At 54.3% G+C, this 13,342-nt stretch carries 13 protein-coding genes and 1 pseudogene; 8 read left to right on the top strand and 6 right to left on the bottom strand.

Annotation, left to right across the window (positions count from 1 at the left end):
• Positions 1 to 14: 14 nt before the first annotated feature.
• Complete coding sequence (locus tag ACYVNQ_RS37325) at positions 15 to 419, top strand: hypothetical protein (protein ID WP_460910803.1); 405 nt, start codon at positions 15 to 17, stop codon at positions 417 to 419.
• 103 nt (positions 420 to 522) lie between these two features.
• Positions 523 to 729, top strand: a complete 207-nt coding sequence (locus ACYVNQ_RS37320; RefSeq protein WP_460910800.1) for a hypothetical protein — start codon at positions 523 to 525, stop codon at positions 727 to 729.
• A gap of 144 nt (positions 730 to 873) precedes the next feature.
• On the opposite strand, the gene ACYVNQ_RS37315 is transcribed toward ACYVNQ_RS37320, so the two are convergent.
• Positions 874 to 1,080 (bottom strand): hypothetical protein, encoded by a 207-nt coding sequence (locus ACYVNQ_RS37315; protein ID WP_460910797.1) that lies wholly within the window; start codon positions 1,078 to 1,080, stop codon positions 874 to 876.
• 1,093 nt (positions 1,081 to 2,173) lie between these two features.
• Here ACYVNQ_RS37315 and ACYVNQ_RS37310 point away from each other — a divergent pair.
• A complete protein-coding gene (locus ACYVNQ_RS37310) occupies positions 2,174 to 2,410 on the top strand; it encodes a hypothetical protein (RefSeq protein WP_460909952.1) in 237 nt (78 codons plus the stop codon).
• Between the two features lie 84 nt (positions 2,411 to 2,494).
• Here ACYVNQ_RS37310 and ACYVNQ_RS37305 read toward each other — a convergent pair whose 3' ends face one another.
• Together ACYVNQ_RS37305 and ACYVNQ_RS37300 are read right to left on the bottom strand one after the other, a co-directional pair.
• Positions 2,495 to 2,695 (bottom strand): hypothetical protein, encoded by a 201-nt coding sequence (locus ACYVNQ_RS37305; RefSeq protein ID WP_460910793.1) that lies wholly within the window; start codon positions 2,693 to 2,695, stop codon positions 2,495 to 2,497.
• Positions 2,696 to 2,698: 3 nt separating this feature from the next.
• Positions 2,699 to 3,844 (bottom strand): hypothetical protein, encoded by a 1,146-nt coding sequence (locus tag ACYVNQ_RS37300; protein WP_460910790.1) that lies wholly within the window; start codon positions 3,842 to 3,844, stop codon positions 2,699 to 2,701.
• Positions 3,845 to 4,692: 848 nt separating this feature from the next.
• Between ACYVNQ_RS37300 and ACYVNQ_RS37295 the strand changes: the two genes are divergently transcribed.
• Together ACYVNQ_RS37295 and ACYVNQ_RS37290 are read left to right on the top strand one after the other, a co-directional pair.
• Positions 4,693 to 5,262 carry a hypothetical protein gene (locus ACYVNQ_RS37295; protein ID WP_460910787.1) on the top strand — a complete coding sequence of 190 codons (570 nt, stop codon included), beginning with the start codon at positions 4,693 to 4,695 and terminating at the stop codon, positions 5,260 to 5,262.
• Positions 5,232 to 5,390: pseudogene (locus tag ACYVNQ_RS37290) on the top strand (integrase core domain-containing protein); the annotation flags it as partial. The gene ACYVNQ_RS37295 and the pseudogene ACYVNQ_RS37290, both read left to right, overlap by 31 nt.
• Before the next feature lie 19 nt (positions 5,391 to 5,409).
• On the opposite strand, the gene ACYVNQ_RS37285 reads toward ACYVNQ_RS37290, so the two are convergent.
• Entirely contained in the window at positions 5,410 to 5,820 is a 411-nt protein-coding gene (locus ACYVNQ_RS37285) for a hypothetical protein (RefSeq protein WP_460910784.1), read from the bottom strand.
• A 409-nt stretch (positions 5,821 to 6,229) separates the two neighbouring features.
• Between ACYVNQ_RS37285 and ACYVNQ_RS37280 the strand changes: the two genes are divergently transcribed.
• Positions 6,230 to 6,706, top strand: a complete 477-nt coding sequence (locus ACYVNQ_RS37280) for a DUF4148 domain-containing protein (RefSeq protein WP_460910781.1) — start codon at positions 6,230 to 6,232, stop codon at positions 6,704 to 6,706.
• Between the two features lie 182 nt (positions 6,707 to 6,888).
• Here the strand turns inward: ACYVNQ_RS37280 and ACYVNQ_RS37275 are convergent, their stop codons facing one another.
• Entirely contained in the window at positions 6,889 to 8,292 is a 1,404-nt protein-coding gene (locus ACYVNQ_RS37275) for a hypothetical protein (protein WP_460910778.1), read from the bottom strand.
• 276 nt (positions 8,293 to 8,568) lie between these two features.
• Between ACYVNQ_RS37275 and ACYVNQ_RS37270 the strand changes: the two genes are divergently transcribed.
• The gene (locus ACYVNQ_RS37270) at positions 8,569 to 9,000 is read left to right on the top strand and encodes a hypothetical protein (protein ID WP_460910775.1); all 432 of its coding nucleotides are present in this window, start codon (positions 8,569 to 8,571) and stop codon (positions 8,998 to 9,000) included.
• Here the strand turns inward: ACYVNQ_RS37270 and ACYVNQ_RS37265 are convergent.
• Positions 8,989 to 12,612 (bottom strand): SIR2 family protein, encoded by a 3,624-nt coding sequence (locus tag ACYVNQ_RS37265; protein WP_460910771.1) that lies wholly within the window; start codon positions 12,610 to 12,612, stop codon positions 8,989 to 8,991. The genes ACYVNQ_RS37270 and ACYVNQ_RS37265 overlap by 12 nt on opposite strands.
• Before the next feature lie 538 nt (positions 12,613 to 13,150).
• On the opposite strand from ACYVNQ_RS37265, the gene ACYVNQ_RS37260 reads away from it, so the two are divergent.
• Positions 13,151 to 13,327 carry a hypothetical protein gene (locus ACYVNQ_RS37260; RefSeq protein ID WP_460910768.1) on the top strand — a complete coding sequence of 59 codons (177 nt, stop codon included), beginning with the start codon at positions 13,151 to 13,153 and terminating at the stop codon, positions 13,325 to 13,327.
• Positions 13,328 to 13,342 lie beyond the last annotated feature (15 nt).

Here is a 13,342-nt window from a genome sequence, read left to right as displayed (position 1 = left end):
AGTTTTCGTCCATCGTGTGCATCGATACCATTCAGCCCGGCGACGCCGAGGCGCGGCGCTATGCGACGTTGTTCGCTACAGCAAGTCCCACCACCGAGGGTCATGCCATCGACCTCGCGATGCAATACGGCGGGGATATCGCCGACGGCAACGGTCAGGCAAGCGGACGCTGGTTGAATAATGCCGGTCGGTCCGCAACTGGAGTGGAGCAGGGCATGCAATATCCGTTTTATGTTCACCGTGATGGCGACTTCAGTCTGCTCAAAGATCTGCTGCAACAAGTCGATCTGGCAGCAAGAGAGCGTCACATTACACCCGCTGCGTTGATCACGCTGGCTGTCGTACACGAACTTGCAAGCCGGTACGAAGGGCAGCTGTCCAGCATGCCTGTTTCCCAACGGGTCTTTGTGGACGGATGACGTGTGCGTCACAAACACCGTTACGATGTTGTCGCGCAGTCCCGGCTATCCGGGCGGTGCTAACCGCCTGTCGGCGAACCAGTATGTCTCACAGGAGTGGATCATGAACGATGACCAGGTCAATGCGGAAGAGCTGGCAGAAAGCAAAAGGCGCAGAGAAGCCATGCAGCGTGCGGCGGATGATGGCATGCCGGTTGCCGCAGAAATTGAAGAGCGAGACGCCGTGGAGATCTCATACAGGAAGCCGAAGCAATGGATCAGGCACGCGAGAAAATGGCTAGGTGCTGGCGGCGGCTCGATGCGATCCTGACCATCGACGGTTCAAAAAAAGAGGACGCAGCCTCGCGTGGAAACGGGGAAACAAAAAACCGATAAGAGCACACCTGCCGGTTGGCGAGCGATACGGACGGAATGAAGTGCTCGATATGCCTAACGTCGAATTGACGCGATCGCGTCACTCCTTCCCGCCACCGTCGATTCCGCTTCCAGTCCGCCATACCTGCTTGCCTTGCTCGGACAGGTTGCCGCAACTATGTTCGGCGTCGGCCTCCGTGCCTTCTATTGCCATGACGCCGCCCGCCTGTTCCTGCGCCTTCTGTTTCTGCTTGTGCCGCGCTGCGACGGCTTCATCGTGCGACCTGCCTGCGTAGTTCAGGGTCATTTCGTCCACTCCTCCAAAGCCAGTCTTTAAAACGTGACACGTGCCCAGTGCGCCCGGAAATGACTCCGCGCAGACCGAGCCATACGGGTTTGCTGTGCATACCCGAAGCATGACTACAAACCGAGTCTATCGCGCAGCCTGTCGATCACGTGGTGCTCGCTCAACCAGCGAATCTCCTGCTTTCGCGCTACGCTTTTCTGATACCGGTGAAAGGAGACCGAGAAAATCAACGTCATGGCTGTCAAAATGCCCCACATCGAGTAAGTCATGCTGTTCCCTGGATTTAAGGCGTTAGATAGGGCTGGCTCGCTGGTGGCGCGGCAACGCCGGTAACCCACCTGATGATTGCGTGAAGCTAGGTCTTCTGCGCGGTTGCGAATCCAGCTGAGGCAAGCCGGTTTGTCTACCTTTGAGCGTTCAGCGTAATGAGCAGGCGACGGCTTGTCTGTACGGTGTCGTACCGCTTGTCGACCTGCATGACGCGGCATCAAAAACTGCGCAAGCGGGTTGGGTTCCACCGCATACCTTGTACGGTAGCGGGCAGACATTCAACCGCAGTTAGTCGACAATCGCTGCGGACACGAAATAGCTGCTGGGGAACAAAATGCTGCACAATCAATTCGAAGACGAACTGGCGCACCTTGAATACGTAGTTCCTCTTCTTGCGCCGGACAGCCCGCTTGGACTACGGTACTGGCGTCGTCGTATTATTTCGCTTTCCGCGCACCAGCGTCTGCTATCCGATGGCAGGACCCGTGTGGCTCGACTTCTCATGTTATTCGACGAAATCGAACGGCTTTCGGTGTAAAGAGAACTGCCTGCATCTGTCTTCCGCGGTGAGTAACGGCGCATGCGCAACTTTGCGAACCGCCCTTAAATGCGGTGATGTCCCGTCGAATCGCATAACGGGCATAACGGTGGGCGCCGGGAGTGGCAGGATGATGTCCCGACGCAGTTGCAGAAGTGCGATCGCGCAGCCGGAAAATTCGTCTACGCTCTGGACGTTACGGAGTGCCGCTAGCGGGCGTCCGTTGATGAGCACCGTTCTGATTTTCTTTCCTTCTTCCTCTCCAACGACCAGACAGAGGCGTCCATGCGCCGAACGATCACGTATCGCGGCTTTGAGATTCAAGTCGAATTGAGTCCATCAACGGACGACACGTTTGACGTCACTTTTCAGATACAAGGCGGCACAAACCTCGAAGTGCTCGGCGCCCGTGGAGGGCGCATACCGTTGCGCAACGGCCCCTTCACTGAGCGTTGGGCCTACCTGGTAGCCGAGATAGCTGGGCAAGCCGCAATCGACGTGTTGCTTGGCCCAGTTGACTGATCGGATCTCTGTTTGCTCAGATCCGTACACTTGTGGCAATGCACGCTATTCAGCCCCGAGCTGCCGTTCGACGCTTTGGTTGAATCACGCTTCGGTATTCGACCACTTCTGATCCTTGCCGAGCAGCAAACTGGAACCGCCAGGATGAAACAGCGCGGGTGGTGCATCCTGTAGGTTCCATCGCCCTTCGCGCAAATTCGCCGGTGTCGTCGCGTCGCTAAATGCGGCAACAATCAAAAAGACATTCGCCACAATCGCGTGCGTTGGCGTGATCGATGGCTTCAAGCCTTACACGTCGTAAAACGACAGTTGCGCAGAGGGATGCGCGCCGAACTTCGCGAGGATCTTGAAGTCGTAGCCATCCCGGTTGAGCTTGCCCAACTCAGACGCAATGGTTCGCGCCAAACCTTCCAGTTCCCCTTGCGGCCCTGACAGCTGTGCCAGGCCCGTTCGCTTGCCCGACTCTCGCGCGGTCGCAACGATCCTCACTCGCAGTGCCGCGCCGGCCAAACCCGACAATTCGAGGTCGGTGCGGTGGTGCGCGTTGGGCGGCAAATCTCCGGGGCTCTGCCACACGAGTGCATCGTCCATCCGCAGAGGAGCGTCCAGGGGCAACACAGGGTCGGGTTCGGGCAGCCAGCTCGTTGCGTTCCATGGCACGACGACCGCCGTGGCGCCCGCAAATTTCGTCGCCTTTGCCGAAGCGGTGGCGAAAGTATCCTCCGGCGACACGTTGGGATCGGTCGAGTAGTTCGCCCATAAATCCGGTGAAAGCAGTGCTTTGTTGCTGCTTTTGCTTTTGTTGAAAACGGCATTCAGACTTGGATAGCGCGCCGGCAGGTCGGAGCGCAGCAACGTGCAAAGGCTTTCGATGTCTTGACTGGACACATCATCTTTGACATAGCGAACAATCAGATTGTAAATACGCCGAAGCGTGCCGAAATGACGATTGAAATCTGCGCGCGCCAGCGCTTCATCTTTCAGCTGTTGCGCCGTGGCACTACCGGTAGGGTTCGCCGGAGTCAGCACGCGGAACTCGAAGTGATCGAAGTCCGAGCCTGGATCGTCGACGCGATGTTCGCCAAGCGGCCCGTACACGATATTGAACGGATTCCATGCGACACGCCGCAGCACGGCCTGCGGATCAGGGGTTGTCGCAGTAAACGAGGCAGGCAGGTCGGTTGACGGCGACTTGCCGGCCCAGACCGTCAATGCGTCGATGACAGTTCTGTGCTGCTTGGCCACTGCGTGTTCCCAAACCTCGATCAACAGCATGTGCGGGATCACATGATGACGGGTGAGATTCATGTCATTGCGAGGCAAACCGCTCTGAAACAGCGTCGTCGACGGCGGCACTTCAAGACCGTCCATCTTGTCCGGCTTTTTCGCCTTCTTGTCAAAGTCGCTCCGGCTGAGCGTATTTAGCCACCCCATTTGATTCTCCTCATCAAGTTGAGCAGATGCGACCCAGCCTGGCTGGCGTCGATTCTGCGCGTTGCCTTGTCGGCATGGGCCGGCCGCCCGGACCTGGCAAACACACGCCGGCTCGGAGCGGAGCGATCGCGGTGCCCACCGCTTGCTTATCGCAACCCGTCCGGATGATAGGAAGAACACCTGATAACGTTCGCTATTCCAACGCTGTGCCTGACTTCCAGTCACGAGAGCGGGGCGGTTGAAAGAATCGTGTTCGGAGATACGCTGGTGGGAACGAAGTGGGGAAGCGGTTAAGGGCGAGCAACCATTGGAAGCGATGAGCATTGCCCGCAGGGTTCAATGCGAACTCGCCCGTCTACCAACTTGAGACGCGGATACGATCGAGATACCTACCCGTTTAGGGAGGTTCCCCTGCCGCGCGCCATGCTCAAATCACCGCCGAGCAATCGTTCCATAGTCAGCACTCAGTCAGCAATGCCGTAGCACGAACTATTCGCAATGTCTGGGGTGCGCGGCACTTGCGAGCTGACTCGGTGATACCTGCGCGAATAGTTATAAACACAACATGAGACCGGCCATGCTGACGTACCTTTCAAGCTGGCCCGCGCACAACGACGAGCGAGACTGCGACGTTCCATTCCTCGACCGTGCTGCCGTCGTGGCCCGGGGAAACATGCACGCGTCATAAATTTCTTGAATTAGCCGGATTGACTTGAGGCGGGCTTGCGCCTCTTGCTCGGCATTTCACCGAGGCTCTAGCAGGCCAACTGCAACCGAACACCGCGCGTAAGCGTCGGTCCGCTATGCGCGGGGCCGGGTTTTCCAACCACACCTTTGGGGTAGACATCATGTCAGATCGGATCATCGTAGGCACCATCAACGCGGACGGCACAATCCAGTATGGAAGCAACTTCAGCGTGACCCGCACGACGGAAGGCCACTACAACGTGTCCTTCCGGCCAGGCTTCTCTCAGATCAACGGCGCGTCGGTTACGCAGGTCTACAACGACGGTGACACGCGCGACAACGCTGTAATTATCAAGCTCAACGCAACGGATCTCTACCTCAAGGTTGGAGATAAAACGGCAGCGCGAAGGATCGGAGCTTCTCGTTCGTGGCCGCGGGCGACGGCCACTTCGCCGCAGCAAAGGACTGATCTCTTCTCTTCGAGTTTCAATGCCTGGTACCGGCCCGCGCAGGCGGGCTGGTACCCCGTGATTTGCACGCCGCGCAAACGTCCGAGCCATGAGCGTGAATCCGGTGGCCCGGATGGGCTCATTGTCGAGGTTCGCGTATTCCAGCCACCGATCCACCGACGGCCAGGCCTCAACGACCTTGCCAACTTTGGGTTGCTGCAATCACGCAATCCGCTCTACGGGTGGCCAAGTTCCAAAACCGGATCGAAGCGAAAATTGTGATTGACGACTGGCGCCGGCACTACAACGAAGTTCGGCCGCATTCGAGCCTGAACTACGAGACGCCGCTGGCGTACCGCCAGCGGCTGGAAAGCAGTTCAACCAACGCCGTTATTGCTAGAACTGCGTAGTCTTGGAAAACCGGGCAGGTCAGTCCGAATCGATGTCCGAATCGGTGTCCGAATCGTCTCGGCGACGGATTCCGGCAATGTCGACACCTGCGCCCAACGCAGTAAATACCTTCCGGATAAAATCTTCTATTTGTTTGAGATCACGTCGCGTATATGCTTCGTTTGCAATATCGGCATCAGTCAGTTGCACGACTCGAATTTGATTGAACGAATCACCGCCCACGTTGTAAATTTTCTGACGAATGTTCGGAATGCTACCCGTGGTCGCGCAAAGGCCGTATGTCACTGAATTCGGGGGGGTCCAATCAGGTAGGAGCAAACTATCTACAAAGGGCCCATTAGCGCTGTCCAAATCCGCCCCTTGTATAGCTTCGAATGCGGTATCGGCCTCCCACGAGTCAGGCACTGAAACCACGAAAATATATTTCATTTGAATTTCTCCAGTCAGGATTGTTCGGGCATTAAAAATCAAAAATACAATTAATAATGTACTGGGAAATTAGCATTTATATGCGGTAAAAATCGATGTAAATATCACCAAAACTACTAACGCGACTAAGTAAAAAATAGCTAAAGCATGCATAATCAATGGCCGTTTCCAACGATTACCTCCAAATGGCTATTGCTGCGGTTGCTGCAACGTCGGGCATGATATCAAGGGCGCTACTCTCACACCCCGTCACACGCGGCTCGGCGAGTGGCTGTTGTACCTCGGAAGTTGCCATTGACTTCACAAGGTCGAGAGGCTGACGTGGGTCGACAAGCGCCGATCGCATTGCTCGACAACGGCACGATCTTCAATTGACTCCCATACGGCGTTCCGTAACCAGGGAAGAGCAATGCTGCCGCCGGACGCTGCGCGCAAACCTAACAATTTGCATACGCTTCCCTTCGTCAATCTTAGGGAATTTTCTTTTTTGTCTAGTATTTACCCTAATCGCGTAAACCCGGTATCCTCTCAACAAACGCGCTGTCTCGAGCAGCGTTCCCGAGCATGTAGTGCCAAAGAAGATGAAGCCGAGTTCGCTATGAAATACGCCGCACGCTACCTACTGATCGCCGTTGCAGCTGTCGCTCCCGCGCTTGCACACGCCGACCCGAACCAGCCGCTCACGCGCGCGCAGGTCAGACAGGAACTCGTCGATCTGGAAAAGGCAGGCTACGATCCGAGCATCTATGTAGGTCGCATTCGCGCCAGCATGGAGCGCGCCCAGGCAATCGTTGCCCAACAGCATGCCGCGGAAGCCCAGCAGCACACCGCAGATATCCAGCAAATCACGCCTTCGGCGGACGTCGAACTCGAAGCTTCGAAATGACACAACGCTAGCGTTCCGCGTTTTCATTCACTTGCGCTTTACCCCTAAGCCATTTTTGCAAACGCCGGATTCTCCGCTGCGAAGTAGATATCCATGAATGCCCGCGAGCTTGCGATGCTTGACCTCGCGAGATCTGGATCGTCGACCTGCAACCTTCACAGGGTCCCGGTTAAAAGCCGGACTTAAGACTCGATCCCCCCTTCTCGGAGCCGTGCACGCAATTGCGGCTTTCGATCGTCGGCTAGATCGAAGAGACGCATTGTCGTTTCTGGACTCGACAAAATGGAGCGTTGTTCGCCATTGGGTTTCGTCCACGATGACGTCGGGTCTTCGATCCAACGTCTCAACGCCTCCTTTACATCCGGAAAATCATCTTCGGCAGGCGCATGAAGTTCTGCGATGAGCGCAATGCATGTGAGGCTCTCCCATTTGTCTCTCGCGCAGATCGCTAATGCTGCGCGACGGTCTTCATGTCGAACAAGCATCGTTTTGACGAGCTCCAGAGAGACAAATGCTCCACAAGCGCACAGGTGAACTCCTGCTTTTCTGACCTTTCTGGATGGGTCGAGAAGCGCACGCGACGCAATCTCGTCTTTGAGAGATGGTAAAAGCCTGGCCTGCAGGGTGACCGCATGGGCGCGAATATCGGCTCGTGCGTCGCTGGCATACCTCGTAAGCGTCGGGACGATTTCCGGCGCATGCTGCTCGCAGAGAAGCGATAAAGCTGCGCGGACTTGTTTGGCAGTCAATTCCCCCGCATCGAGCGTCGCGTTGCAGTAGGCAACAACATCCCGCCCGCGCTCGATCAGCAATCGGGCGGCCGCCGACCGCAGGCTACCCTGGCAGTCGAGTGTGGCGCGCCACAGGAACGGCTCGTAATCGGAACTACTATTGCGCTCTGAAATGAGTTTAAGTGCCGCAAGGCGGACCGGCCCGAACGGAGACGCGGTGGCAAGGGTGATGCATTTGATTTGGTCCGAAGCCGGTATGCGATCCAGCAGGGAAGCTGCGGATAGCGCAAGCACTAAGTCTCCTGAACTTAGACCATGCTCTACCGTTTCAACAAGCGATAGAAGGTGATGGTCTCGTGCCACAAAAAACGCAGCGCGCCTGAGCTGAAAATCTGTCGCGGTCACTGCCGCGACAATGGCTTTGGCCCCGCCGGATTCTACGAGACGCCGTTCAAACTCGAACAACCACGACCTATGGTCCGTACGCGTGGCCAGCATGAGACCGCGCAGTCGTGGAATGAGCAAGACGAATTGCTCGGCCGGAACGGTTGCGAGAAGCGTAAGTAGCGCGTTTGTCGCGGCACGTCGCACCTCCGGTACCCAATCGTTCACTCGCTCGGCTATCGATCCTAAAAACGGAATACCGCCGAGCTCGACGGCCCGACCAATTGCCGCCTCCCTGATATAACCGGAATAGTGCGATATGCATTGAGCAACGAATTGATTGTCGCTGCTAGTGACAACGAGCTCAAGCGCGGCGCGAAGGGAAATCGATTCATCCGGAAATAGATAGACCGTTTGTGCGGGCGCGTTCAAATGTGAGCGAGACCCGAAAAGCTTTGCGATGAGGTTCATTGATTCTTATCTAACCCGGTTAAGGCTGACTCTCGCAGCTTTTGCTAGCCGCGAAAAACTCAAATAATGCCTTTGAAGGGCCGTTTTCGGGAAACAAAAGAGTCTCCTATGGGTTGGTTTATGCTGGTTGCATCGGGCAGTGGTCGGCCAAGAACAGTCACTCGACGTCGTTGCCTGGATTGTTGACAATTGGCGTTTGTTGCGTCATGGATCCTTCGAACTTCCGGACAACTCGTCGGTCCGCGACAGGCATTAACGCGCACAAAAGGAATTGGAATGAAGAGAGGCGCATTACTCCAGCTAGCTTTAGGTGCATTCGCCATGGTACTGGTCGCACCTATTACTGGATTCGCCGAATCGATGGTTGATGTTGTCGGATCTGCTAAAAGCCCGGCTGAACGAGCCGAAGCCTGTTCGTATGCCTTCTCCGATCTTGGAGGATCGATTCGTGCCGCGCATATTGATCCGGGCTCTATGCCGGCCAGTCTTGAGCATGAAGATTTGCAGACCTCGGAGGATCTTCAGGTGGCCGCCCTGGTCTTCGATCATCTCTCCCGTCAGTTGGACGTACCTCCCGCTCGTAAAGATGCGTTTGAGCGAATCAAGCAGGCCATGATCGAGACGGGATCTCACAACGACGAGAGGCATACGCAGATGATTGTGTCATGCGATCGATGTGCGGACCTTTTGCGTTCGCTATCGCAATAGATACCTACGCCCGTGGCGCTTGCCAGCTTGGTCTAACACCGCCCCCAAATTCTCTAAAAAACTCCCTTCAGCGATCGGAAGCAGTGGGAGGAGTCTCTCAGTCACGAAACGTTCTGTTGCAATCTTTCCCAGCAGATGGCCCTCGAACCCGGTAGCACTGTCAGACCGGCGTAGGTCTGCTAAAGAAAACGAAATTGCATCCTCACTCAGCGTGTCGGTACTAACATCCGACATGTGTGAAATCACTTTAAATAACACGCTTCTGAACGGAGAATCGACTCGCTGAAATTCTGTCAGCAGCAGTCGCGAGGTGACTGCGCCTCCATACTCAACGAGAACAGAACCCATAGCCCCCACAAGTATTTTCGTTTCACGATCATTCTCAAGCTCTGACAGCCAAAACAGCCACCACTCGATGTCACCCACGTCAATGCGGTGTAAACCTCGCAGTTGGGGGTGACTCCCTCCCCGTAGTAACGCAGATACAAGACGACTATCACGAAGTTTAAGAAGTTTCGTGAACAGAGCGTCCTTCCCGAGCCAGTCGAACTCAATACGACGCAGTGCCTTGACGTTTAGCGTCTGCCGCTCTTCCGCTGTCAGGGTGGCCAGTTCGTCTAGCGCCTCAAAAATTGGGGATAAGTTCCCCGGATTCGCACAATACAACATCACCCCTTTTCGCAGCGCGCCGGCCCTCTGCGCCCTATCAATTACAAGACTAGCAAGGTCATGACGTCTTGAGCAAACTTGCCGAAGAGCATCGACCGCCCAAGCATCACCGTTCTCAAGCAACGCTTCTAGTCTTGCGAGGTGGTCAGTGGTGAACACGTCCCAAGAAACATTCGCAGCGGGCTCGGCGAATTTCCCGATAAACGTGATGGCAGTTACCGCCTCATCGACGCCCCTGACTAGCAAATCTGCCACTATGTTCAACGATTCCGTCGTATGACGATCTCGAAGCAGATTGCATAACACTAAACCTCGCGTCCGTGGGAACGCCATATCGACAGAAGCGGGGAAAAACGCTTGTTTAATTAACGCAAGCTCAATATCACCCAACAGGACGTCTGTGCTCCAAGTGAAACCCGCCGCTGCATCGTTGTCTGCTTCGTAATCAAGTATTTGATCGAGTTCGTCGGAGAATTGTACTAGGCTGGCCAAGTCGTCTTCCGAGACATACGGTGCGAGCGCAGGCGCAACTCCATTGCGGCAGAAATTAAAATCGTCGTAATGCTTAAATAATAAAGAAAAAGCTTCCTCTTTGAAATCGAAACCCTTAATGAGCATTAATTTTTCAACCGCAGTGCCGCCAACACTGCCACGCAGATCAATAAGTCGACGCAATTGCGATTCGTGATATTTGGTAATTGGAAGTCTCTCCATAATCCAGGCGATATTCCATTCTTCAATGCTTTTTTCAGATAGTCGAGCCGGAATTTCATCAAGGAGGGTCGATATTACAGAATCGCGCTGAAATTCCATATATTTAGAAGCATCCAGTGCTAGTTCGAAATCGCATTCAATCACTTCCCGGAGAAATTCTTGAGATCTATCGCTAGGCAATAGACTCAATGTCAAAAATAGCGCTTGGTCCCATCTTTTAAGCGTCATTTTCTCGAGGAGGATCGAAGGCGTTACGATATAACGCTTCGCCAACTCCATTGAGGCAAGATACTCTGTGACCGATTGGTGTATAAATGCAATTCTCCCTCCACTGTATGGAGTTAGCAGCGAAACTGAAACCAACCAGTTAGCAAAGTCGGCGACCGACAAACCTGCTTGATCGAGGTCATCGGAAACGCGGCTCACCTCCAAAACGGTCATAAATACGCTAAGCGGAAACGCCTCTTCGCCACGGTTCAGTGCATCGTAAGCGACTGCAGAAAGCGCGGCCTCAACGTCTAAAGTAACTCCGAACCGAGACAAAAAGGAGTTGCTGACATTGCCTAGCAAAGCCTTGTAAAAATCGCGCGGATGTGGCTCTTTAGGGAGATTGATCGATCCGCTAACCACATATTGAAAATAAAATGGTCGCTGCAATAATCTCACCATTTCATCACGGAATCGCCCGTCGATAGTGATGCACAACCTATTAAGCTCTTCCTCGACTATGGAATCGTCAATGTGATCCAAACCATAGACGAAAAGCTCAAGCTTGCTCAGCCCATCCGATGTGCGAGAACCAACCACAATTGACGCGTCACTAGCCTTGGCGAAAAATCGCTGAAAATCACTCTCATATACCCCGGTTTCCCAGTACTCTCGGGGCAGTTCGTTGAATGAATCGAGAAATATTTTCACCCGGAACGATTTGAGCAGATCTTCAAGTCGCAATCCAGAAGGTAAGGTCTGGTTTATCAAAGATTGCAGATCACCGCGGTAGAGTTTCAGATCTGCGAAAAGGGGCACTACAATGCTTCGGGCGTCAGATTCCGATAAACATACTTCGTGTAGCCGATCAGCTAGCGTTGCGGCCGCACGCCGCATTGAATACGACTTTCCAGCCCCGGGCAAGCCCGTCAATGCGACTCGCCTAGGTCCATCGATCAAAAAAGTGTCGACCGCAACGTGATTGAACATAGCTGGCTTCGCGAATACACCTCTACCTCGCGTCATTTCGGCGCTAACCCGAATCGAGTATTCGCGTGTCAATTTCGGAGCGCGACTGAGTGCCGCCGCGTGCCGCGCCAAGGCCAAGAGCACGTCTGCTGAATCGGGGTTAAAGTTGTCGGGTTGTTGCGTCGCTATATTTATACTAAGCAGTTGATCGAGCAGCGCGAGGAGTGCAGAGTGATCTATTGAGTTATCCGGACCTGGCTGCGTCTCATACCCGATGAGATGAATGCCGAAATTCCGACGCCAATAATCGTCTTCCTGTTCCTGGACGTCAGCCATAATCGCGTAATGGTCACGACTCCCTCCCCGGTACGTATTCGCGAGAAGATCGCGTAAATACATGAAATCTGGATCTCTCAGACCAAATCCGACGTACACGACAGGACGACTCGCAAGCAACATTTTCAGTGAGTCCAAGGCAGCGTGGCGCTCTCCATTAGCCATCAAAAGCCTGTATTGTTCACGCGTCAGGATTATGCTTTCACTATCTCCTGCATCTCCGTGAGGTTTAAAAATAAAATCGGTCGCACGAGCATGGATAATTTCGGCTGTTTCCGTTAGGTGTCGATTCGTAACAGGAGGCCGGTAAAAACGATCGGGTTGCCAGATACGGAGACTTTGTTCAATCAAATCGTCGTAGTTGGTCGTAACGAAGCAGCGAGGTCCTAGATTCACGATTTTTCTATGGATCTCGTGAGGTTTTGCGCTCCCGTATCGGCAAGCGAAACGAATAAAATCCCCAGCTTGCTGCTTCGTTAGGCGGTCAAACGCATAGCTCGCCGCCTGTAAAAGATCACCTCGTGCTGCTTCCCGTCTTACTAAGTCAGCATTGATGCCGTTATGCTCCATGAACTGTGCGAGTTCTTCGATAAGCCGTGACCATGATGGAAGTCCTGCCCAAAGCGAAACGCCCGACCCGATGAATAGGACAGTGTCCTCGCGCGCGAGAACTGCTTTCACTGCACCTACGCGTCCTTGCTCAGAAGATGGCCCCATCGCGTAACTCCTCTTATTGATTTTCGTGTGACAATAACAAACCTCGGAGATTAATGATTATAGCGCTTATGAGACGCATGCCAATAAGGCTGTAGCGAAATGATCAAGAACCACGAGGCGTTGGGGTCATCGACCATACAAAGCGGTATTGGTTTATGTCGAAGACTCGAAGAGATTGCACACCATCGGCAAGGCAAGAGTTTCCGGCTGATGGACCCTATCGGCCGCATTGTGTCGCTCGACCAACGCTGCACGCCTACGAGCACGCGTATCCTGCAATGGGATAAATCGAACCCGTACCCGCTGTTAGCCCGACCGCATCTCAAAAGCAGTCTTCAAGCGAGATATCCGACACTCGGCCGTCAGGCCTTCGAGCAGCCATGGAGGGTCGTAGATGCATATTCGGTTTCAATGAGACCGGTCATTCACGACCGTCGACGTGCGAATGTCTGGAAAGCATCATGTATGCGCCTGATCAGAGCCGATAAGCGAATGACGGCAAAGGGTCGGTTTCCGCCATCTGCATCGACCAGTTGAATTGAAGGATGGCTATGCCATCTTGCCAAAGGCCGACCTCGACGATGCGACCAGCGTTGTTGTGCCGTTAAATAGCGAACTCTGGGTCAAAGCCGAGATGGACTACCAAGGTGATTACGTGTCGGTAAGCGAACTGATCACCGTTCCAGATCGAGGTGCGTTTTCCGAGGACCACTGAAACTCGAGAGATGCA

The organism is Paraburkholderia jirisanensis (assembly GCF_054782355.1).
Note: the sequence above shows the minus strand (reverse complement) of the source record. Positions and strands in the feature narration are given on the sequence as shown.